Origin of the sequence: Paraburkholderia aromaticivorans, assembly GCF_012689525.1 — a bacterium.
In the GTDB taxonomy this organism is placed as follows: Bacteria; Pseudomonadota; Gammaproteobacteria; order Burkholderiales; family Burkholderiaceae; genus Paraburkholderia; species Paraburkholderia aromaticivorans_A.
In genome coordinates this window covers 1,273,111-1,294,481 of record NZ_CP051514.1, presented here as the reverse complement: position 1 = coordinate 1,294,481, position 21,371 = coordinate 1,273,111, and the positions used below count along the sequence as shown (strand labels likewise).

At 61.8% G+C, this 21,371-nt stretch carries 19 protein-coding genes and 6 pseudogenes; 19 read left to right on the top strand and 6 right to left on the bottom strand.

Annotation, left to right across the window (positions count from 1 at the left end; translation table 11 throughout):
* Positions 1–60 precede the first annotated feature (60 nt).
* The 5 genes and pseudogenes from HF916_RS06075 (at position 61) to HF916_RS06055 (ending at position 4,151) form a co-directional block, all read left to right on the top strand.
* Positions 61–757 (top strand): annotated as a pseudogene (locus HF916_RS06075) (F0F1 ATP synthase subunit A).
* The gene (locus HF916_RS06070) at positions 754–1,002 is read left to right on the top strand and encodes a F0F1 ATP synthase subunit C (protein WP_012427417.1); all 249 of its coding nucleotides are present in this window, start codon (positions 754–756) and stop codon (positions 1,000–1,002) included. Before HF916_RS06075 ends, HF916_RS06070 begins: the two are co-directional and overlap by 4 nt.
* A gap of 9 nt (positions 1,003–1,011) precedes the next feature.
* A pseudogene (locus tag HF916_RS06065) lies at positions 1,012–1,747 on the top strand (F0F1 ATP synthase subunit B).
* Position 1,748: 1 nt separating this feature from the next.
* Positions 1,749–3,309, top strand: a pseudogene (locus HF916_RS06060) (F0F1 ATP synthase subunit alpha).
* Positions 3,306–4,151, top strand: a pseudogene (locus HF916_RS06055) (F0F1 ATP synthase subunit gamma). The pseudogenes HF916_RS06060 and HF916_RS06055 overlap by 4 nt, the downstream one beginning before the upstream one ends.
* A 60-nt stretch (positions 4,152–4,211) precedes the next feature.
* On the opposite strand, the pseudogene HF916_RS06050 reads toward HF916_RS06055, so the two are convergent.
* Positions 4,212–5,832, bottom strand: a pseudogene (locus tag HF916_RS06050) (oleate hydratase).
* Positions 5,833–6,174: 342 nt separating this feature from the next.
* Here HF916_RS06050 and HF916_RS06045 point away from each other — a divergent pair.
* A complete protein-coding gene (locus tag HF916_RS06045; protein ID WP_168788163.1) occupies positions 6,175–7,005 on the top strand; it encodes a potassium channel family protein in 831 nt (276 codons plus the stop codon).
* On the opposite strand, the gene HF916_RS06040 is transcribed toward HF916_RS06045, so the two are convergent.
* Entirely contained in the window at positions 6,971–8,107 is a 1,137-nt protein-coding gene (locus HF916_RS06040; RefSeq protein WP_240975127.1) for a PAS domain-containing sensor histidine kinase, read from the bottom strand. The two genes, HF916_RS06045 and HF916_RS06040, sit on opposite strands and share 35 nt — an antisense overlap.
* Before the next feature lie 340 nt (positions 8,108–8,447).
* Between HF916_RS06040 and HF916_RS06035 the strand changes: the two genes are divergently transcribed.
* From HF916_RS06035 to HF916_RS50540, 9 genes and pseudogenes are all read left to right on the top strand, one after another.
* Positions 8,448–8,795: an HPF/RaiA family ribosome-associated protein gene (locus HF916_RS06035; protein WP_168789031.1), complete on the top strand. Its 348-nt coding sequence runs from the start codon at positions 8,448–8,450 to the stop codon at positions 8,793–8,795.
* Between the two features lie 62 nt (positions 8,796–8,857).
* Entirely contained in the window at positions 8,858–9,316 is a 459-nt protein-coding gene (locus HF916_RS06030) for a universal stress protein (protein ID WP_168788161.1), read from the top strand.
* 171 nt (positions 9,317–9,487) lie between these two features.
* Positions 9,488–10,234, top strand: coding sequence for a beta-ketoacyl-ACP reductase (locus HF916_RS06025; RefSeq protein WP_168788160.1), 747 nt, complete (start codon positions 9,488–9,490; stop codon positions 10,232–10,234).
* Positions 10,235–10,406: 172 nt separating this feature from the next.
* Positions 10,407–11,447 (top strand): zinc-dependent alcohol dehydrogenase family protein, encoded by a 1,041-nt coding sequence (locus HF916_RS06020; protein ID WP_168788159.1) that lies wholly within the window; start codon positions 10,407–10,409, stop codon positions 11,445–11,447.
* A 51-nt stretch (positions 11,448–11,498) separates the two neighbouring features.
* Positions 11,499–11,765, top strand: a complete 267-nt coding sequence (locus tag HF916_RS06015; protein ID WP_168788158.1) for a UDP-glucose 4-epimerase — start codon at positions 11,499–11,501, stop codon at positions 11,763–11,765.
* A 221-nt stretch (positions 11,766–11,986) separates the two neighbouring features.
* Complete coding sequence (locus HF916_RS06010; RefSeq protein ID WP_168788157.1) at positions 11,987–12,676, top strand: CBS domain-containing protein; 690 nt, start codon at positions 11,987–11,989, stop codon at positions 12,674–12,676.
* 81 nt (positions 12,677–12,757) lie between these two features.
* Positions 12,758–13,843: an IS630 family transposase gene (locus HF916_RS06005; RefSeq protein ID WP_168788156.1), complete on the top strand. Its 1,086-nt coding sequence runs from the start codon at positions 12,758–12,760 to the stop codon at positions 13,841–13,843.
* A 91-nt stretch (positions 13,844–13,934) separates the two neighbouring features.
* Positions 13,935–14,549, top strand: a complete 615-nt coding sequence (locus HF916_RS06000) for a LemA family protein (RefSeq protein ID WP_168788155.1) — start codon at positions 13,935–13,937, stop codon at positions 14,547–14,549.
* Between the two features lie 276 nt (positions 14,550–14,825).
* Positions 14,826–15,200: pseudogene (locus HF916_RS50540) on the top strand (BON domain-containing protein); the annotation flags it as partial.
* 49 nt (positions 15,201–15,249) lie between these two features.
* Here the strand turns inward: HF916_RS50540 and HF916_RS50535 are convergent.
* Positions 15,250–15,987, bottom strand: a complete 738-nt coding sequence (locus tag HF916_RS50535) for a CorA family divalent cation transporter (protein ID WP_240975126.1) — start codon at positions 15,985–15,987, stop codon at positions 15,250–15,252.
* Positions 15,988–16,221, bottom strand: a complete 234-nt coding sequence (locus HF916_RS05990; RefSeq protein WP_168788153.1) for a ChaB family protein — start codon at positions 16,219–16,221, stop codon at positions 15,988–15,990. It abuts the gene before it with no gap.
* Positions 16,222–16,713: 492 nt separating this feature from the next.
* Here HF916_RS05990 and HF916_RS05985 point away from each other — a divergent pair, with 492 nt between their 5' ends.
* Positions 16,714–17,706, top strand: a complete 993-nt coding sequence (locus tag HF916_RS05985) for an acetyltransferase (protein ID WP_168788152.1) — start codon at positions 16,714–16,716, stop codon at positions 17,704–17,706.
* A gap of 111 nt (positions 17,707–17,817) precedes the next feature.
* Here HF916_RS05985 and HF916_RS05980 read toward each other — a convergent pair whose 3' ends face one another.
* The gene (locus tag HF916_RS05980) at positions 17,818–18,438 is read right to left on the bottom strand and encodes a hypothetical protein (protein WP_240975125.1); all 621 of its coding nucleotides are present in this window, start codon (positions 18,436–18,438) and stop codon (positions 17,818–17,820) included.
* Positions 18,439–18,799: 361 nt separating this feature from the next.
* Between HF916_RS05980 and HF916_RS50530 the strand changes: the two genes are divergently transcribed.
* The 3 genes from HF916_RS50530 to HF916_RS05965 all read left to right on the top strand — a co-directional run bounded on the left by HF916_RS50530 (position 18,800) and on the right by HF916_RS05965 (position 20,410).
* Positions 18,800–19,024: a universal stress protein gene (locus HF916_RS50530; RefSeq protein WP_240975124.1), complete on the top strand. Its 225-nt coding sequence runs from the start codon at positions 18,800–18,802 to the stop codon at positions 19,022–19,024.
* A gap of 118 nt (positions 19,025–19,142) precedes the next feature.
* A complete protein-coding gene (locus HF916_RS05970; RefSeq protein ID WP_168788151.1) occupies positions 19,143–20,084 on the top strand; it encodes a DnaJ C-terminal domain-containing protein in 942 nt (313 codons plus the stop codon).
* Positions 20,081–20,410: a chaperone modulator CbpM gene (locus tag HF916_RS05965; RefSeq protein ID WP_168788150.1), complete on the top strand. Its 330-nt coding sequence runs from the start codon at positions 20,081–20,083 to the stop codon at positions 20,408–20,410. The genes HF916_RS05970 and HF916_RS05965 overlap by 4 nt, the downstream gene beginning before the upstream one ends.
* Positions 20,411–20,544: 134 nt before the next feature.
* Here the strand turns inward: HF916_RS05965 and HF916_RS05960 are convergent, their stop codons facing one another.
* On the bottom strand, positions 20,545–20,940 hold the full coding sequence (locus HF916_RS05960; RefSeq protein ID WP_168788149.1) for a hypothetical protein: 396 nt from the start codon (positions 20,938–20,940) through the stop codon (positions 20,545–20,547).
* Positions 20,941–21,371 lie beyond the last annotated feature (431 nt).

Below are 21,371 nucleotides of genomic sequence, written 5' to 3'. Positions count from 1 at the left end.
GGGTATGGCCGGCTTTCTGCTCGCACGCGCCATCGCAATGCGGCGCCACGGAGGCCAGCCATGACCGCTTCGCCGCTGGCCACCGCGCCGCTTCTGCATCTCGGTCCGCTGTCCATCACTGAGCCTGTGCTGGCGACCTGGGCAATCATCGTCCTGATGGCCGCGGTGTCCGCCTAGCTGACCCGCAACCTGTCGCTCACGCCGGGCAAGGTGCAAAGCGTGCTGGAATTGCTGGTCGAGACGATCGATCAGCAGATCCGCGACACAATGCAAACCGGTCCCGCCAACTATCGCGCTTTGATCGGCACACTGTTTCTCTTTTTCCTGATCGCCAACCGGTCGGCCCTGGTGCCGGGTGTGACGCCGCCCACCGCGCACCTCGAGACGGATGCCGCGCTCGCTCTGATCGTGCTGGGTGCGACGATTTTCTACGGCATTCGCACGCGCGGCACGGCGGGCTACCTCGCTGCTTTTGCCGAACCGAGCTGGGTCATGATTCCGCTAAACGTCGTCGAACAGATCACGCGCACGTTTTCTCTCGTGGTCCGCCTGTTCGGCAACGTGATGAGCGGTGTGTTCGTGATCGGCATCATTCTCTCGCTCGCTGGCCTGCTCGTCCCCATTCCGCTGCGCATTGGACCTGCTTACGGGCGCCGTGCAAGCCTATATTTTTGCCGTTCTGTCGATGGTGTTCATCGGTGTTGCGATCAGCGATACCCATCATCCCATTAGTGTGAAAAAGGGCGAAGCCTCATGAATAACCTCATTGAAATCGTCAGCATCGCCGCCGCGGCGCTCGCCGTATCGTTCGGCGCGATCGGCCCGGCGCTTGCCGAAGGCCGCGCCGTCGCAGCCGCGATGGATGCCATCGCGCGGCAGCCCGACTCGGCCGGCACCGTGTCTCGCACGCTATTCGTCGGGCTTGCCATGATCGAGACAATGGCGATCTATTGCCTCGTGATCGCCTTGCTCCTGCTGTTTGCCAACCCGTTCGTGAAATAGGCGGCGGTCATGCGAATCGACTGGTCGACGCTCGCGCTGCAGACGATCAATGCCCTGGTCCTGATCTGGCTGCTGGCGCGCTTCCTGTTCCGCCCGGTCGCGGGGATCATCGCCGAGCGCCAGAAAGCGGCGCGGACGCCGACGCGGCGAAGCGCGCGGCGGTTCTGGAGCGAGATACAGCGGCTCGCGAGACGCAGCAGCTGGTCGCCGCGCGTGGCGACGCCCTGAAAGCGGTGGCCGCGGACGCGCGGCGGAAAAGGCCGCCTTACTGGCTGCCGCGCAAGCCGATGCGGACAGGCTGCGCGCGGCCGCCGACGCCGAAGCCGAGGCCGCGCGCGTCGAACAGGACAAACTCGTCGCGGTCCAGGCCACCCAGCTCGCCGTCGACATCGCGGCAAAGCTGCTCGCGAAGTTGCCGGAGAACGTGCGCGTGAGCGGCTTCGTCGGCGGTCTCGCCGACGCCATTGCGCAACTCCCCGAGCCGGTTCGCTTGCAGCTCGGTGCAGACGGCGTGGCGCTCACGCTCGCCGCGCCGCGTGCGCTGAGTCCGCAGGAGCTGGAGCATTGCCCCACGCCACTCGCAGCGTGCCTGAACCGGGCGGTGTCTCTTGCGATCGAGGTCGATCCGCAACTGATTGCCGGGTTGGAACTGCGGGCCGCCCACGCCGTGGTGCGCAACAACTTCGGCGCCGATCTCGCGCAGATCAAGGCGGCGCTGCTGGGTAGCGAGCATGTGCCCAGCTGACATGGCCGACGATCCGTGGCTCGCGGCGCAGCGCAACACGCTGGCCCGCACCGCTGTGACCCCCTATGCCGAGACGCTCGGACGGGTCGAGCGGTGCGGCGATGGCATCGCGTTTGTCTCGGGCCTGCCGGACGCGGCCCTCAATGAACTGCTCCATTTCGACAGCGGCGCGACGGGCTTTGCCCACACGCTGGACGCTGACCTGATCAGCGTCGTGCTGCTGGACGACGGGACCGCGGTCGAAGCGGGCGCGCGCGTGACACGCACCGGCACTGTGTTGGAGGTGCCGGTCGGAGAAGGGCTGCTCGGGCGCGTGATCGACCCGCTCGGGCGGCCGCTCGACCGTGATAAGCCAATCGTGGCGGCAATGCGCATGGCAGTCGAACGGCCGGCGCCGGCGATCATCGAGCGTGATCTGGTCAGCGAGCCGGTCGAAACCGGTGTGCTCCTCGTCGATGCGCTGTTCGCGATCGGCCGCGGGCAGCGGGCAGCGGGCACTGATCATCGGTGATCGCGCCACCGGCAAAACCGCCCTGGCCATCGATGCGATCGTCAACCAGAAGCAGTCGGACATGATCTGCGTGTATGTCGCGATCGGCCAGCGCACGACCGCCGTGCAGCGGGTGATCGAATCCGTGCGTCAATATGGTGCCCCCGAGCGCTGCATCTTCGTTGTCGCCGCCGCGGCATCGGCGCCCGGGCTGCAATGGATCGCACCGTTTGCGGGCTTCACCATTGCCGAGTACTTTCGCGATCGCGGACAGCACGCGCTAATCGTCATCGACGATCTCACCAAACATGCTGCGACGCATCGTGAACTGGCGCTCCTGACGCGCGAACCGCCGGGACGCGAGGCCTATCCTGGCGACATCTTCTACGTTCATGCCCGTCTACTCGAGCGTGCGGCGAAGCTGTCAGCAAAACTGGGGGGCGGTTTGCTGACCGCGCTGCCGATTGCGGAAACCGACATGGGCAACCTGTCCGCGTATATCCCGACCAACCTCATTTCGATCACGGACGGCCAGATTGTGCTGGATGCCGGACTGTTCGCCGCGAACCAGCGGCCGGCCGTCGATGTGGGCTTGAGCGTGAGCCGTGTCGGTGGCAAGGCGCAGCATCCGGCGTTACGCGAGGTATCGGGCCGCTTGCTCCTCGATTACGCGCAGTTCCTCGAGCTGGAAATGTTCAGCCGCTTCGGCGGTCTGACGGACGCGCGTGTCGCCGGCAAGATCGCTCGCGGGGAGCGCATCCGTGCGCTGATTGCCCAGCCGCGCTTCAGCGCTCTGCGTACCATTGACGAGATCGCGCTGCTCACCGCACTGTCGGAGGGCGTATTCGACGCGGCGCCGGCCGGGATCGTTGCCCAGGTGCGAACGCAACTGGCGGCACGACTGCAGAGCCAGCGCGTGCAATCCGAACTGGCGAAAGCGCACGCGGGCTCGACGTCCGCACCGTTTAACGCCGATGCGCAGGCCGCCCTGGTCGCCGCGGTTCGCGAACTGGTTCAGCAGTTGACGCTCCCAGCCACCAGCGGCACGTCGGGCACAGGGAGCGCGCGATGAGCGGCAAACTCAGCCAAATCGAATCGCGCAGCGCCACTGCCCGGCAACTCGACGCCGTGATTGGGGCAATGCGCGGTATCGCGGCAGCCCGCTCGCGCGAAACGCAACGGCGGCTGCCCGGCATCCGTTCTTCGGCTTCGACAGTCGGGGCCGCGATCGGCGCCTTACTCGCGCACGGTGCCGGGGCGCCAATGCGCGTGCCGGAGCGCGGCACGCAGATCGTCATCCGACTGTGCGCGGAGCAGGGTTTTGTCGGCTCATTCAACGAGCAGATCCTTAACCGCGTACAGTCCCGACTCGCGTCGGCGCCATGCGAGTGTCTGCTCGTGGGCACACGCGGCGAGATCGCGGCAAACGAACGTCGCCTCGCATTTGCCTAGCGTTCGCCGGCCGCCTCCCATGCCGACGATGTGCCCGCACTCGCCAGCCGTATTACCGACGCACTTTATCTACGTCTCGACCAACGGGTGGTCACCGAAGTCTCGGTCATCCACGCGGTGCTAGGTATCGCGGCCCATAGCGAGATCGTCGAGCATCGCCTGATTACGTTTGACTTTTCGCGCTTTCAGGTCGTGCGGCGCAGTCAGCCGCCGTTGCTCACCTTGCCTTTTGACCGCCTGCTTGCGGGACTGGTCGAAGCGTATATCTATGTCGAGTTGTGCGAGGCATTGATGCTCTCGTTCGCCGCGGAAAACGAAGCGCGCGTGCGCGCCATGCTGGCCGCGCGCGCCAATGTGAAAGAGACGCTCGAAGCTCTGACGCAGCATTACCGCCAGGTCCGTCAGGATGAAATCACGGCGGATATTGTGGAACTGGCGGCGAGTGCAGGTACGGCCGTCTGAGCAGCGATGCCTCCTGCGACGCCGTACGAGTCGTCAGCCGCGCGCTGCGCATGGCACGGACTAACGGTCCCGTAGCGTCGAAAATGCCTTGTAGACGACCCGGGGATCATGCTGGCCCTTGTAGACCTCGGGCGTCGCGAGATCGAGTCCGAGCAGCGCATACAGCGCGTTCTGCGCCGAGCGCACCGAGTATTCGACGGTGAACACGACGTCGTTGGGCAGTTCGCAGAACTGCCCGGTGAAGGCGAGGTTCTGCCAGCCTTCGGGCACCACGGCAAACCGATCGCCACGGCTGCGCGGCAGGAACTGGCTCGTGATGAATGGCATCAGGCAGGGGATGCAGTTGGCGTGTTCGAGGATTCGGGCAGACTCCGGTCTCCACCTGCAAATGGCCAAGCATCTCCGTCAGGATTTCGCGGCCGGTGCAGGCCTGCATGGGCTTGCCGACAAAATCGCCGGGCTCGTCGACCCGCAAGCCGTAGCCCCACAACACCTGCATGTCCGCGGGTTGGTCGATGAAATGCGGCTGATGCGGCAGCACGATCGACGCCAGCCAGCTCGACTCCGAAAAGGTAGTCAGACCGCCTTCGCCCGGCACGTTGCCGGTCAGGTCGCGGATCAGCCGGAACAGGGTCGGGTCGCGCAAGGTCACGGTGAACGATAGCCACTTCGAGGCGTCGGCGTGATCCGCGAAGACGGACGGGTGGCCGAATTCGGGGCGGCCCGCGGCGATGGTTTTCCAGAGGCGCCAGGCGCCGGTGTCGTCGGCGCTGGTCACAGCCGCGGGGCGGTCCATGACGCCCAGGCTGGAAGCGGCTGTCATGGAGCCGAGCGTGACGATGACCTTGTCTGCCGGCCCTACCGGCAGTTCGATACGCTGATGCGCGGTTTCGCAGACAATGCCGCGCACGCGCTTTTCCGCACCGGTTTCGTCGAACAGCAGATTCGTGACCCGGGTGTCCGGCCGGAACGCAACGCCGTGGTCGTCCAGCCAGCGGCGCAATGGCCGGACCATCGAATCGTACTGGTTGTAGACCGTACGCATGATGCCATGCAACTGGTTGAACCCGGCCGACACATACGCGAAGCGCAGCATGTAGCGCCGGAGTTCTACTGCGCTATGCCACGGCTGAAAAGCGAAGGTCGTGCACCACATCAACCAGAAATTGGTCTCGAAGAAGGACGAATCGAAGTGGTCCGAAATCCGGCTATTGCCGAGCATCACTTCGGGTTCGATCGACAGGCGGCCCAGCGCCAGCAGATGTTTTTCGTCGAGTCCATATTCGGGCGCGTCTTCGCGTTTGCCGTTCCTGACGAGGCGCGACTTCGATGAGGTTCTGATTGTCTCGTTCCAATCGAAGATCTCCTGCGTCACGCTCTTGCTGTCATCCAGCGTCGGGATCGACGAGAACAGGTCATAGGTACACAGATACTTGCTTTCGAGCATGCGCCCGCCACGTACGATGTAGCCGCCTTCCGCGGTGCCGGCGCCGTCTAGGCTGCCGCCGGGTTTGTCGGGCGCTTCCAGAATGGTGATGTCGCAACCGCGCACATGCCCGTCGCGAATCAGGAACGCCGCTGCCGCTAACGAAGTGATGCCACCGCCGACGAGGTAGAACTTGCCACTTGCAGGGTCGTGGACGTCGAGGTCGGCGTCCGCGCGCAGTGCTGCTGCGTGGATCGGGTCAGAGTTTTGCACGTCGATCTCCTTTTCATGTTCGCCACTATTCGAATGCAGTCGCACCGCTCCGAGGCGTATTGCGGACGTTGCTCCAACATACCCGCTGTGTCGGCGCGCCGATTGAGTTGGATCGACCCGCGATCGCAGCAACACTTTTGATCGGGGCGGACACGGGCCGATTTGCTTCATTCGCTGCGGCTGCTCATGCGGCGAAAATCCGGCGCATTTCGCTGTTTTGTGATCCTTATCAAGAACACCTGAAAGCACGTTCGTACGATGGTCCACCACAGGGCGTCGTCCGCGTGGCCAAATCAGCGTCCTAACCTCGAATTCGGTGGCGAAATGAACGAGCGTTTTCGCATTGCGGGCCTCGGCGGTGTCGATCCCCATGACACCGCGCGGGCGGTGCGTGCATGGCGCTGGCTACAGTGGGTGCTGTTGGGATTCAGCCTGCTAGCCATTCCCGCTTTCTACTTCGAACTGGCCGTCGATTTGCCGCTGCTGCATCCGGCGGGCCGGGCGCTCTACGCCTGTATGGCGGCCGGGTTTGCCGTTTCGCTCGCCTGGATGGCCCATCTGAGCCGCCATCCCAGGCGGTTTCTAATGCGAAACCGTTACGACCTGTTGATCACAATGGGCGCGGCGGCCAGCGTCGCGTGGGGCGTGTCCACGTGGTCGTCGCTCGAATGGGTGCTGCGCATTCTGTTCGTGGGACTGGTGGCGGCGCGCATCGCCGTGGCGCTGCGGGCGTTTTTTTCGCCCAATCGCTTACTTTTGCTGTTGGCAATTGCTGCGGTCCTGCTGGCGTCGGCGGGCGCGGGTTTTTACTGGCTCGAGCCGAGCGTGCACAGCTATGCCGAGGGCGTCTGGCTGGCGTTCGAAAGTAGCGCGACGGTGGGCTTCGGCGACATGGCGCCGACCACGCCGGCGTCGCGGGTTTTCGCGGCCTTCGTGGTGTTGCTTGGCTACGGTCTGCTGTCGCTGGTGTTCGCGAGCATTGCGGCGATCTTCGTCGAACAGGAAGAGCGCCTGCTGCGCCGTGAAATGCATCGCGACATCAAGACCTTGCAGGCGGAAATCGCGGCGCTGCGACGGGAGGTGGGCCGCATCGGCGCCCAGGCGCACGTCGACGAGGGGGCTATTGCGCGCGATCGTCCTCCTGAATCGCGCTGAGGGGGAGATGAACAGCAATCCGGAAGCCGGCGCCGGGTGCGCTTGCTATCTGAACGAAACCGCCCAGCTGGCGCGCGCGCTCGCGCATGCCGAGCAAGCCGAATGAGCACGGCCTGCGCTTATCGTCGAACTCCGTACCACGGCCGTCGTCTTCAATACTTATGGTGCAGGTGTCGGCGCTGGTCGATATCGCAATCAGCACGTGACTTGCTTCGGCATGCTTCGCGACATTGGTCAGCGCTTCCTGGACGATACGGAAAATCGTGGTAGACGCGGACGGCGTGAAGCTCGCCTCATCGAGACCGGTGTCGACGACGGTCTCGAAGTCGTAGCGATGGGTGAAGTCGTCGGCAAGCCACTCGAGAGCGGCGGCCAGGCCGAGGTCGTCCAGCATGGGCGGTCGCAGGTTGGACGCGAGACGCCGCAGCGATGCCATCATGACGTCGATCTGCCGTTGCAGTTCGGTCGTTGCGGCCAGCGTGGCAGGGTGCGGGTCGCTCGCCGCCAGTTGCGCCTCCAGCGCGGCAATGCCCATTTTGAGCGCCGTCAGTTGCTGACCAAGATCGTCGTGCAATTCGCGAGCGATACGCTTCTGTTCGTCCTCACGCGCACTCTGGATCTGCGCCGCCGATTCGCTGCTGTGCTCGAGGTCGGCCAGCCGCATGCGCTCGGTCATATCGCGCGTGACCTTGGCGAAACCGAGCAGCGCGCCGGACGGATCGTGCACCGCGGTGATCGTGACGTCCGCCCAGAAGCGCGAACCGTCCCGCCGCACTCGCCAGCCCTGGTCTTCCGCCCGGCCACGGGCGGCGGCAATGGCAAGTTCATGCCCGGGCTTGTCCGAGGCGACGTCTTCCGGCGTATAGAAAACAGAAAAATGACGGCCGATGATTTCGTCGGTGGAATAGCCCTTGATTTTGCGCGCGCCGCTGTTCCAACTCGCCACGCGGCCGTCCGGATCCAGCATGAAAATCGCATAATCCTGCACCGCATCGATCAGCAACTGATAGCGGTCCTCCAACGGGACTTTGGAGTCGTTTGCCGAGCCAGCCTTGTGCTTTGCATCGTTCCAGTTGAAATCCACCGTTATCTCCCGTTCCACGTTGCACACCTCCCGAATGCTGTCTTCAGAACGGCATATGGCGGTAGGTTACGCCGTTTGCCGAAAGGTTAGCACCCGCGCACAGGGCGCGTTCTGGAATGGAGTTGGCAGCGGCCGACGCAGGGCCCAACTCGCCGCCACGCCACGCCGCTTCCAATCAATCAGGCGATTGGGGGCAGCCGTCCGCCTGATGTCTTGACACAAGTCAAATGGCCTCGGCCATTCACGCCGATCATCCAATCATCCCGCGGCTGTATCTTGCCGGACTAGCGACGCGATTGCGGCGGGCGATTTCGTGACGGACCCCGCGCGAAAGCACTGCAAGCCTGGGAGAAGCGACATGGGAGTCGGTATGCAAATCGTCTATCTCGGCTTTGCCGGGACGTCGCAAATCGAAGCCGAGGCGGCTTCGCAGTTGGTGCGCCTTGAGCGTTTCAGCAAGTCTATTTCGGGCTGCCATCTGGCGATCGAATCCATTCGTGCCGCGCCCGAGCGCTTCGGGGCCGACGGGCTGGCCGGTGACAGGCGTAGTCTGGTGTTTGACGCCCGGCTCGATCTGATCATGCGCAATGGCGAGCTCGTCCCGATCGGACATTGTCTGGACCCCGATGCCAAGGCTGCGATACACGCGGCATTCGATTCCGCTGAGCAGCAACTTGAACGGAATTCTGCGCGCACTCGCTCCTGATCGTCCCGAGTCGGTTCCGAGGCCGCTCCGGTTCTTTTGCAAGGTGCTACGAGGAGGAAATCATGTACGCGAACATTCTGGTGGCTGTGGACGGCAGTGAAGCGTCGAAACGGGCGCTCAACGAAGCGATTCGCATGGCCAAACTGGCGAGCGCCAGACTGACGGCGGTGTACGTCCTCGATCAGTCGGCTGCGTTCACCTACGCTGGCGCGTGCGATCCCCATCTGCTGACCGACAGTGAGCGCCAGGTCGGACACAGCCTGCTGGACGACGCACTCATGAAAATGCAAGCACTCGGCGTGGCAGGCGATTCCGAGATTCTCGAGACCCAAGGTATCGCCGAGGACATCGCGGGCTGTATCGCGCGCTGTGTCGAGCGGCGCGGCATGGATCTCGTGGTGATGGGCACCCATGGACGGCGTGGCATGCGGCGCATGGTGCTCGGCAGCGTCGCCGAGCGCTTCGTGCGCCATTCGCCGTGCCCTGTGTTGCTGGTTCGGGAGACCGGGGCCGACGCCTGAGCACAGCTCAACTGGGGCAGGGCACGCTGACGATAAGTATGGGCAGGTGCGCGCTTGATACAGGTCAACGGGCTTTCGCCGGCACCCCATACATTGGACGGACTGCTGCCTCGCGATCAATGGCGGCGCCACCCGCTGCGGCACAGAGCCGTTCGCCTCAAGGAGATCAGCATGTCAGTTAAGCGCGTTGCATTCATCACCGGCGGCATGGGCGGACTCGGCGCCGCCATTAGCCGGCGTCTCCATGCCGCCGGCATGGTGGTCGCTATGTCGCACTCGGAACGTAACGATCACGTCGCCACCTGGTTGATGCGCGAACGCGACGCCGGTCGCCACTTTCATGCCTACGAAGCCGACGTGACCAGTTTCGACTCGTGCGCACATTGCGCCGAGCGCGTCCTGAATGAATTTGGTTCGGTCGACATTCTCGTCAACAATGCCGGCATCACGCGCGATTCGACTTTTGCCAAAATGAACAAAGACGACTGGGATGCGGTTCTGCGCACCGATCTCGACGCGTTGTTCAATATGACCAAGCCCTTGCTCGGCTCAATGATTGCGCAAGGCTTCGGGCGCGTCGTCAATATCGGCTCGGTGAACGGTGAGCGCGGCGCCTTCGGGCAGACCAATTACGCGGCGGCTAAAGCCGGGATTCACGGCTTTACCATGTCGCTGGCGCTGGAAGTCGCGAAACACGGCGTAACGGTCAATACCGTATCGCCTGGCTACCTCGAAACCGCGATGACCGCAGCCGTGCCGAAGGACGTGATGGAAACGAGGATCCTGCCGCAGATTCCGGTGGGCCGGCTCGGTCAGCCTGACGAAGTCGCTGCGCTGATCGCGTTTCTCTGTTCTGACGACGCGGGCTTCGTCACAGGCGCGAACTTCGCGATCAATGGCGGCATGCATATGGGCTGAAGGAGGGGACGCCAGCCTCACTACGCGCGGTTGGCGGAAATTGACCGAGGTCATTCATTCCGCTGCGTGAGCGCCGATACGTATCGCTGGATTCATATTAATCGAGTCTGCGTGAGCCACGCCTAAAGTCGATCGTACAGCAGGCTCGTGTCGATCAACGGAGGCAACCCCCATGAAAGCGCTTGTGTATCACGGTCCCGGTAAGAAATCGCTCGACGATCGGCCCATTCCCAAGCTCGCCGCACCTGGCGACGCGATCGTCAAGATGACACGTACCACGATTTGCGGCACTGATCTGCATATTCTGAAGGGCGATGTGCCGACTTGTGAGCCGGGACGCATTCTCGGCCACGAGGGGGTAGGCATCGTGCAGGAGGTCGGCGCGGCCGTGTCGGCGTTCAAACCAGGCGGCAGGGTGCTGATTTCATACATCTCGTCGTGCGGAAAATGCGATTACTGCCGGCGCGGCATATATTCGCATTGCACCACCGGCGGCTGGATTCTCGGCAACAAGATCGACGGCACCCAGGCCGAGTACGTGCGCATTCCCCACGCCGAGACGAGTCTGTATCCGATTCCGGCCGGTGCCGATGAAGAAGCGCTCGTGATGCTCTCGGACATCCTGCCGACCGGCTTCGAATGCGGCGTGCTGAACGGCAAGGTGCAACCGGGCAGCACGGTGGCGATTGTCGGGGCGGGCCCGATCGGACTCGCCGCACTGCTGACCGCACAGTTCTATTCGCCGGCGCAGATCGTGATGATCGACCATGATGCGAACCGTCTTGAAGTGGCGAAGCGCTTCGGCGCCACCGCATGTATCGATAACGCCCACGCCGATCCGGTTGCAGCTGTGATGAAGCTGACGGAGCAGACGGGCGTTGACTGCGCGATCGAGGCGGTCGGCATACCGGCTACGTTCGAGTTGTGTGAGGGGCTCATTGCGCCCGGCGGCGTGATTGCGAATGTGGGCGTGCACGGCGTGAAAGCCGATCTGCACCTTGAAAAACTGTGGGATCGCAACATCGCGATTACGACGCGCCTCGTCGATACCGTGAGCACGCCGATGCTGCTCAAAACCGTTCGTTCGGGCCGCATCGACCCCGCCCGGCTGATCACGCACCGCTTCCAACTTGAAGATGTCGCAAGTGCTTACGACACCTTCGGCCGCGCGGCCGAGACGCATGCACTGAAAGTCATCATCGAGGTGTCCTAGCCGTTGAGAAAACTCGATCCACGATGACGACGCATCAACAAGGAGCGACGCATGACAATCTCGGGTAACGTGAGCGACGGCGACTGGTCGGTTGCCGCAACCACACATCGCACAGCAGGCGGCTTCAATTGCTCGATCCAGTTCAGCCATCACACGCCAGAGGGAATCTTCAAACATGAGTTCATGCACAGCAATGTATTTCCCACGGAGCGCGAAGCCGTGCTTGGCGGTTTTCGCGAAGGCATGGACTGGGTGAGGCTCAAAATGTCGAACACGTTTTCGATTCAGCCTGGCGAATCGTCTGTTGGGCCGGAGTGAATGCTGTCACGCCCTCCTTATCTATCACTTCGCAGGGCGTTGTCACGGTGGATCGATCGACAGGTGCACGCAACGGCCTTCGAGATGATCCATGTCAAACGACAGGACGCCGTGCCGGCCTAATCTCAAACCACATGAGGGCTTGCCGGCGTCCGGACACTGACGATCGAGACGGGCCGGTCCCACGAATTCAAGGATCCTAACCGTTCAGGAGGCTTACCATGCGTGCATCAGATGTCATGACCAGCAACGTCATATCGGTCACACCCGACATGACCGTGCAAGAGGTCGCCAGAATTTTCGTCGACAACGGCATCAGCGGCGCGCCGGTCCTTGATCCGGACGGCCATGTTGCCGGCATGATCAGCGAAGGCGATCTGCTTCGCCGCAGCGAAATCGGCACCGAGGAGCGCACGCGAACTTCGTGGCTCGATGTCTGGTCCGCGAGCCATGAAGCACGAGATTACATCAAGACCCATGCGGTGAAAGTGCGCGACGTGATGACCCCCGGCGTGGTGAGCGTTCAGCCCGAAACACCGCTCGGCGAAGTGGCCGGCATTCTCGAGACGCGGCGCATCAAGCGCGTGCCCGTGATGAAAGCGGGGCGGCTCGTGGGCATCGTGAGCCGCGCCAATCTCGTGCAGGCGCTGGCAAGTGTACCGGACGAGCCGTCAACGGATGTGACGCTCTCGGACGCCGAGATCCGCGCCATGTTGATGGGCGAACTGGCGGGTCGTAAGTGGAGCTTCGCGGGACGCAATATTGTCGTCACCGACGGAGTCGTACATCTGTGGGGCATCTTCCATTCGATCGAAGCCGTCGACGCGGTTCGTGTGGCGGCGCAGAGCATACCTGGCGTCAAGCGCGTGGAGGACCACACCGAGCCTTATCCGGTGATGCCAGGCATCTAGTGTCCCGAGTTAGAAATTCATTACTTTATTTGCGTTGTGTACTAACCTGGGTTGCAGGGTTCGCAAATAAGCGAGGCGACGATGAGAGGAAGACCGAAGGCGCCACTGGTGTTGAGTGAAGCGGAACGCGAACAGCTCACGGCGCTCACGATGCGGCGCAAGACCGCGCAGGCGCTGGCCTCGCGCGCACGCATTGTGCTGGCCTGCGCCGAGGGCATCGACAACAAGGCGGTCGCGACAAGACAGCGTGTTACCTCGCATACGGTTTCGAAGTGGCGCTCGCGATTCATCAATCACCGCGTGGACGGGTTGCTCGATGCACCGCGCCCGGGAGCGCCGAGGACGATCGAGGACTCCCAGGTAGACGCGCTCATTGCGCGCACGCTTGAGTCCGTGCCCACAGGAGCGACTCACTGGAGCACGCGCACAATGGCCCGCGAGATGGGGCTGTCGCAGACGGCCGTGACGCGCATATGGCGTGCCTTCGGACTTCAGCCACACCGGCAGGAGACCTTCAAGCTCTCCAGCGATCCATTGTTTGTGGACAAGGTGCGCGATATCGTTGGGCTGTATCTGGACCCGCCGCCCAAGGCCATGGTGTTGTGCGTGGATGAGAAGAGCCAGATCCAGGCGCTGGACCGCACCCAGCCTCTGCTGCCGCTGGCCCCGGGCATCCCTGAGCGACGCACGCATGACTATATGCGCCACGGCACGACCACACTGTTCGCGGCGCTGGACATCTCCGCGGGTGAAGTCATTGGCGAACTGCATCGACGTCATCGCAGCAGTGAATTCCTGCAATTCCTGCGCACCATCGAGGCCAACGTGCCGCCCCAACTGGACGTGCATCTGGTGATGGGCAACTACGGTACGCACAAGACCTCCTCGATCAATACCTGGCTGGCTCGCCATCCGCGTTTCCATGCGCATTTCACCCCGACCTCTGCTTCGTGGATTAACCAGGTCGAACGATGGTTTGCCACGCTCAGCGAGACATACATCCGCCGTGGCACTCATCGCTCCACCCGGCAACTCGAACAGGCTATTCGCCAATACATCCAGATCAACAACACTGATCCGAGACCTTTCAACTGGACCAAATCGGCCGACGACATCCTTGCCAGCGTCAAGCGATTTTGTCTACGAATTTCTAACTCGGGACACTAGCGGACGGCGACGGAAACGGTTCGGCATTCAGCATGGGAGGCGCGATGGGCTCAGCTCATTCCCGCGCAATGGCTCAGTACGAGGTCGAGACATGTGGAAAACTATCGCATGGGCAGTCATGTCGCTCGTCGCTGTCACTTTGCTCAGTGGCTGCCTGCCTCGCTACGTGCCGGTGGACGATTTCGACGTGAGTACCGCGCTGAAGGAGGTCCTTCAGCAGTACGAGAAGCGTGCCGAACTCACCAGAGACCTGATCATGCTGGTGCAGCCCGCGGCGAGTCGAAACGATACGCTTGTCGCGGCAGTGATGGCCGCGCAAGCCGATCTGGACTGCATCCGGATAGCCCCGGGAGCGCTGGTGGAGCAGGTTGCCTTCGAGCGGTTTAAGATCGCACAGCGGCAATTGGGCGACGCGCTATCACGTCTTCTGGTCGAGTCCGGCAATGACAGGTACTTTCACAAAGACCCCCGCTTCAGGTCGCTGTCGAGGCAACTGGGCGGCGTGGACAGGCAGATCGCCGTCACACAGAAAGCGTACGACGAGGCAGTCGATCGCTATAACGTCAGCCTGCATGCCTTTCCCCATGATGTCGAGGCGCGCATCCTGGCGCTGCACGAACGGCCTAAATTCAGCGCTGCCGCCGTGACGGCGACGCGGCCGCCGCGCACCGATTTCGGCACGCTGCGCGGCTCGCTGCGAGTGTGATGAAAACTGCTCTGCGCTTGCGGAACCGTCCGTCACTGCGGTGTCGCTACGCCCTGATCGTCGTGAGCGTATGGAGACGTCGCGCCTGGGGCGCGGATTCGATCCAATCGCGGCACGCTTGACCGCGATCAATCGCATCGTGCAGGGGCGTAATAGGCTGGGTATGTGGCGCATATACGTTGGGACAGGACTTGCCCTCCGGGATGCTTGCCGCGCTGAATCAACCTCGCAGCAGCCTCTTGTTACGCTGCGCGGTCATTTTGGAGGACAACTTCCATGAAGTCGGACAGTCAACTGAAGCAGGAAGTCGAGGACGAACTAATGAGCAACGCGGCCGCCGACGCAAACGGGATAGGCGTTGCCGTGGTCGACGGCATCGTAACCCTCACCGGACACGTTCCCGACTATGCGAAGAAAGTCGCGGCTGAAAAGTGCGGACTCAGAATCGCCGGTGTCGTCGCGGTGGTAGTCGGCATCGACGTGAAACTTCGCGAGTCTGAACAACGCACTGACGAGGACATTGCCTTGAGCGTGAGCGCCGTTCTCGACTGGATCGTGGGCCTCGAAGAGCGTGCGATCAAGATCAAGGTCGAGAAGGGTTGGGTGACATTGAGCGGCGAAGTCGAGGATGGTTACCGTAGTCACATGGCCGAGAAAAATATCGTCCACATGCGTGGCGTAACCGGCGTCACGAACAACATCAGGATTCGTGGCGTGGTATCCCCGCTCGACATCGAATACAACATCCGCAAAGCCATCCAGCGCCATACCGATCGCGAGTTGAAGCATGTGGGTGTCGAAGTCGACGACGGCGCAGGTGCACCAGATCGCGGCGAATGCCACCGAGGCCCGACAGGGTTGGCAGTTTGCCGGCGAGCAGTGTTTCATCCACGTCGTTGGCGGCCTGCGCTGCCGTGCGAACAATGCTGATAAGTACATCGGCCTGTTCCTGCAACAGATGGATCAGGAGAGCCATCGGGCTGCGGAAAGTTTCCCCAGCCTCGACCGCCTGTCTTAACTGGCTGACTGAACGCAGCGGGGAACTGCGCACGCTAATGAGACAACGTACGCCGACGTTCACCCATAACGTCGCGACCTTGAGCGGCTTCTTCCGCTCAAGGTCGTACTCGACATCGTTAAGGACGGCGATGAGGGTCTGGTAAACATGCGTAATTCGTGTCGAGCGAGAGCCTTCCCTAAGGGTATCGCCAAACGCCTCGGGTAGTTGCACATGTTGCAGTGGCCAACCCTGCAGCACGGTAGGGATGTCGTGAAAATGCAGCCAGATGAATTCCGCACTGCCTTCGTCACGATGCTTTAACCATTCGACGGCTGTGTTCGCGTCGATCTCGCGGCCCACGCCGTTCCCCGAGAACAGATAGCCACGGTCCAAAGGGAAATGATCAGTGTTTTGCGCCGACAGAAGTTCGGTGGCCATTCAATCCTCCATCTTGCCGGGGCGCGGGTCGCGCGGCACCCATGTATCGGCTTGTTTGACGTACGAGCGCTTAACCGCCGCCCATGCAATCCGATGAGCGATTTCTTCCTGACGTGACTCTCCGGCATGCGCTGAATAGGCAACGTTGAACGCGTTGCGATAGATGTCCTGCGCATGCCCGGGAAGATGATTGCGTACGGGCGCAGGCAGATCGGCATTGAAATAGTAGGGCATCGGTGTGCGGGGAAAAGCACGGTATCCCCGATGCGGGTTGAGGTACAACCAGACTAGGTTTAGCGCAGAGGCTAGGGATTGACATGTATCAACCTCCAGAGGTCGGTACGCCCGGCTAACACGCACTGAGCACGCGAGATTCGCTCATCATCCAGTCGAAGTCGCTGGTGCGGTATCTGCTTGACATGGGTCAAGAGCCTGGGCCTTGAGCGGGCTATCGTGCAGGGACACATGCACCACAGGCAGGATCGGAATCTAAGGAAACTACGGTGACGAACTCGACGAACCGTAGTTTGCTCCTGGTTGCGTTCACCGTATGACCTGCGCTTTGGAATCGGTCACGCCCGGCGCGGCCGACCGGAGAAGGGCGACGTGCTCAATTCCCGATCGCTCGCAGAACTGCGGCCATTGCTGGCGCGCACGCTCAGCGTCGCGGAATCGACCTCACACAGCCACGGTGTGGCGACCCCAATTCGTAATCGGTGAACGGGCATGAAGCATTTCGATGTGTTCAACGGTGACGCCGACGGAATCTGCGCGCTGCACCAATTGCGTCTCGCGAAGCCATTGCGGTCCTTGCTTATCACGGGTGTCAAGCGCGACGTGACGCTCCTTAGCCGCGTTCCCGTCAGACGGGGCATATCGGTGACGGTACTGGACATCTCTCTCGAAACCAACCGAACCGCGTTGCTTGCATTGCTTAAGCATGGCGTCAAGGTTGAATACTTCGATCATCACTTTGCCGGCGCGATTCCCGAACATTCTGACCTGAGCACGTACATCGAGACGACACCCGATATCTGCACGAGCATGCTCGTGGACCGTCATCTGGGAGGACAACACCGTCTCTGGGCTATTGTTGGTGCCTATGGCGACAACCTCGCGCACGCGGCACAAACACTTGCCGCTAGCAGCAGGCTCCAACCTGGCCAGGTCGAACAACTGCGTGAACTGGGAGAGGCGATCAACTACAACGCCTATGGAGACTGTGAGGCGGACCTCCTGATCCCACCTGCGAGACTTTACGAAACGCTGCACGCTTATGCCGACCCATTCCAGTTCGTGGAGAATGAGCCGATTGTGCAGGCGCTGTGCGACGCAAGAAGGCACGACATGGAACTGGCGCTGGGACAGTATCCCAGTGCTGTCCTCTCTGGCGGGTCAATGTATGTGTTGCCCAATGAGGGATGGGCTCGAAGGGTGCGCGGCAGTTTCTCCAACTTTCTGGCGAGAATGTCACCTGATCGTGCCCATGCCGTCCTTACCGTGGATGTGCAGGGCGACTATATGGTGAGCGTGCGTGCGCCGCTCGCCAATCCTTACGGCGCGGATGAGTTATGCAGACGGTTCGCAAGTGGCAGCGGCCGGGTCGGCGCGGCCGGCATTGGTCGGCTTCCGCATGATCGCCTGAGGGACTTCATGCACGCGTTCGACCAAGCCTTTGACGGAGGCGTTGCCGTGACCGGCGACACGCCGCCATCCTGACCGCGTGTCGTCCACTCGACTACATGGCCGGAGGCGCTCTCAAGCTCATTCGGCGTGGTAAGTTGCCCACCAGGTTGCAAAGGCAAGCGGACAGCCTCCCGGACTACGCCGTCAGTCGTTCTGCTTGCGCAGGGCATCGCGAAACTGCTTGAGGCGAGCCTGATATTGCTCTGACTTGCCATAGAGCAGGAAGCGCTGGTACCTCGCGTGCGTACCGAGCACATTGTGAGCGTGCTTGATGGGGCACCAGTACTGTTCGGTGCGTGCGGCGATCTCGGTCGCGTAGGCGATGAGCCCGTTGACATATTCGCAGTACGCGCAGTGGAATCTTTCCATAACGTTCAGGTATCGCAATTGCCATCGGTCCATCACGATGTAGTCGGCGCGCCTGACTTTCACCATGCCATAGATCGGAAAGCAGATCGTCTGGTAAAGAGATAGGCAGATGTCGAGAAATGCAAGTGGGATGATCAGCCCGTAGATGAACGGCGCCGCCACAAAGTTCAGCGGCGCGCTGTCAAGAAGCCACCGGCCGATGCTGGTTTTCGACTCCTGATGAAGCTTTCTGACCGCCGCGTCGAATTCGACTCGTTTGCCGCTCGCCCGATAGAAGAGCGTGGTTTCCTGTTGATGCAACTCGGCTCTCAGATCATCTTCCAGTGTGCTGATCTGATTCAGAATATGCTGGATTTTTTTATCCACATCGACTTCGCCGAAGTGAAGAAACTGCATGTGTTGCCGGCTGTGCGTCGCTCAGCCTGCTTCCGGTCGATCTTCAGGAGCGGCGCGTAACCGAGCGCTTGGCCACGACTCTAATCTATTGCTCCCCGCCAACCACCGGTTGATCCAGGTCAACCCCACAGTCATACGCGCGCGACTACCGCCATAATTTGCACGGAAGGTACGATAACCCCACGAAGCGCTCAGCATCACCGAACTCGCTCAGGCGCAGCTTCATGCCGTCCAGGTTGTCCATCCGTGGCGTGCGTCGCCTTAGGCCGGTTACTACAACGCCGAGGCCCAGCGTAGTGTGCTGCGGGAATACGGCCGGATTACCCTAGCCGCAGCATGTAGGGCGACGGCCGAACGCGGCATGTCAGGTGGCACTGAAATCGACGAAACAGAAAGGGCGGCGGAGGACATCCCGAGTCGCCTGCGGCGCTGCGTGCGACGTGAGGGTGGCAACCTTGTCGTGATGGGCACGCAAGGCAGACGTGGCGTGGGCACGGTCGTGCTTGGCAGCGTCGCCGACCGGCTCCTGTGCATGCCGACTCGCCTAGTCATGCTGATCCGATCCGAGACAGGCCTGTCACAGTGAAGCCGCGTACCAACCGTGCAACTTTGCCGGCCTATCCGGATTGGTATAACGTCAATCCTTGACCGCCAAGCGATGGATGCGCATCGCAGCATCCGTTCCTCATGAGTCTGCCGCCAGTATGAAATATAAAGACTATTACGAGACCTTGGGTCTCGAGCGCAGCGCGTCTCAGGAGGACGTCAAACGTTCGTATCGGAAGCTCGCGCGCAAGTACCACCCGGACCTCAGCGAGCACACTGACGCCGAAGATCGCTTCAAGGAACTGGGTGAAGCCTACGAGGTGCTCAAGGACCCGGAGAAGCGCGCGGCCTACGACCGCATGGGCAGCGAATGGCGCAACGGCCGGGACTTCCAGCCGCCGCCGAACTGGGACGAGGGCTTCGAATTCCGCGGCGCGGGCAACGAGGCCGGCGAACAAGCCGATTTCCACGATCTCTTCGAGAAGATGTTCGGCGGCGCGCGTGGCGCGCATCGGCGGCAGCGGCCTTTCGATGTGCGCGGCGAAGACCATCACGCGAAGGTACTGATTGATCTCGAAGATTCCTATCGCGGCGCCCAGCGCTCGATTTCGCTGCAAATGCCGGTGATCGATGCACAAGGCCATGTTTCGCTAGAAACGCGTACGCTCGATGTATCCATTCCAAAGGGGATTCGCGCGGGGCAGCGCCTGCGGCTGAGCGGGCAGGGAGCCGCAGGCGCCACGCCCGGAACTGCCGGCGACCTCTACCTGGAAATCGCCTTTCGGGAACACCCGCGCTTTCGCGTGGACGGGCGCGACGTCTCGCTCGAATTGCCGGTGGCGCCGTGGGAAGCGGGCGTCGGCGCGCAGGTTACCGTGCCGACGCCTCACGGTTCGGTCGAGATGACGGTGCCAGCCGATTCTGCCGGCGGCAGGCGCTTGCGGCTCAAAGGCAAGGGCATTCCAGGCAACCCGCCTGGCGATCTGTATGTGATTCTGAACATCGTGCTGCCGCCGTCGGATAGCGACACTGCGAAGGCTGCTTACGATGCGATGCGGCAGGCGTTCAACTTCAATCCTCGCGCGCACTTCTATCGGTGATCATCGTGAAAGAGACGAGTACAACGACCTATTTGCAAGGGCAGATTGTCGACGAGAATGTCGAGTTTACCTTGGTTGAATTGAGCCGGGTGAGCGGGGCATCGGAGGAGGAATTGACGCTCTGGGTGTCTGAGGGCGTGTTTGAGCCACGAGGCGAGCGGCCGCAGGAGTGGCGCTTCAGCGGCGCGGCGCTGCGGCGCGTCCGGACCGCACAACGGCTGGCACACGACTTTCAGATCAACCCTCCCGGAATCGCGCTAGCCCTCGATCTGCTCGACGAGATCGACGCATTGCGCGCGCGTGTGAAGCGCCCTCGTGGAAACTAGGCGAGCCTGTGCGTGATGTTCTGCTGCACGGCGACCGCCGGGGCCGATCCGAATGATCCGGGCATCAGTCCTGCAAACGCGGCGCTCTGAATCTGAAGTTCGACGCAGCTATTCAGGACAATAGCCTGTATTTCCTACCTCTGAGCAAGTTGGGTCGACTGGGCCGCGAAGGCGTCGTTGATAGCCAGGTTATACGTTACCTCGCTGAATCCGGGATTATCATCCAGCAGTTTTCTCTCCAGGGTTTCGCAATCAGGACGCTTGTCGAGTGCTGCCGAGACATATGTCCGTGCGTCCTGGTTCAGACGGCTGACACGCGCTATCGCCTCGTCTATCTGTTGCAGGGTCTGGTTCGGGTAGATCTCCGAAACAATGATGGCCCCGGAGGATGATGAAGATCCCAGCGGTGTGTCGACGAGGCTATGGTTATAGCGCTCGACACGAAAGACACCATCCAGGAACTCTCCCTCTGACGCAATCTTCAGCGCGTGATCGCGCCCTGTAACTGAGGGTGATTGAAGATCACTCATGGCCTCTCCCGATTTCATGGTGAATGCCTGTTTGGTTAGATTAGCAGATCCTGGCGTGTAGGGTTGCGCTGCTTAAAACAGGGCCACGATGTAGTCTGGTCGCCGGCGGAGCACCTCGTTGGTTCAGGATTGGACCGGCTTCACCCACCATCTGCCAGTCGCCAGGCGGGCCAACGGACCTTCGATAAGCGATTCCGGGGCGACCGACGTTTGCCACGTCAATCGATGTCATCGACGGTCTGGGCAACGTAGTCGCCCAGACCGCTTCCTTGCCAAACCCTAAACACCTGGGCTCATAACACCCAGCCGGTGCAGCAGTGGGATCATCACCAGGGTTTGGACGAAGACGTAGAGCCTGGCCACGACCAAGGTCATTGTGACGAGGTCCTCTCGTCCGGTGATTGAGCGCTGCAATCCGATCGCGAGTGTCT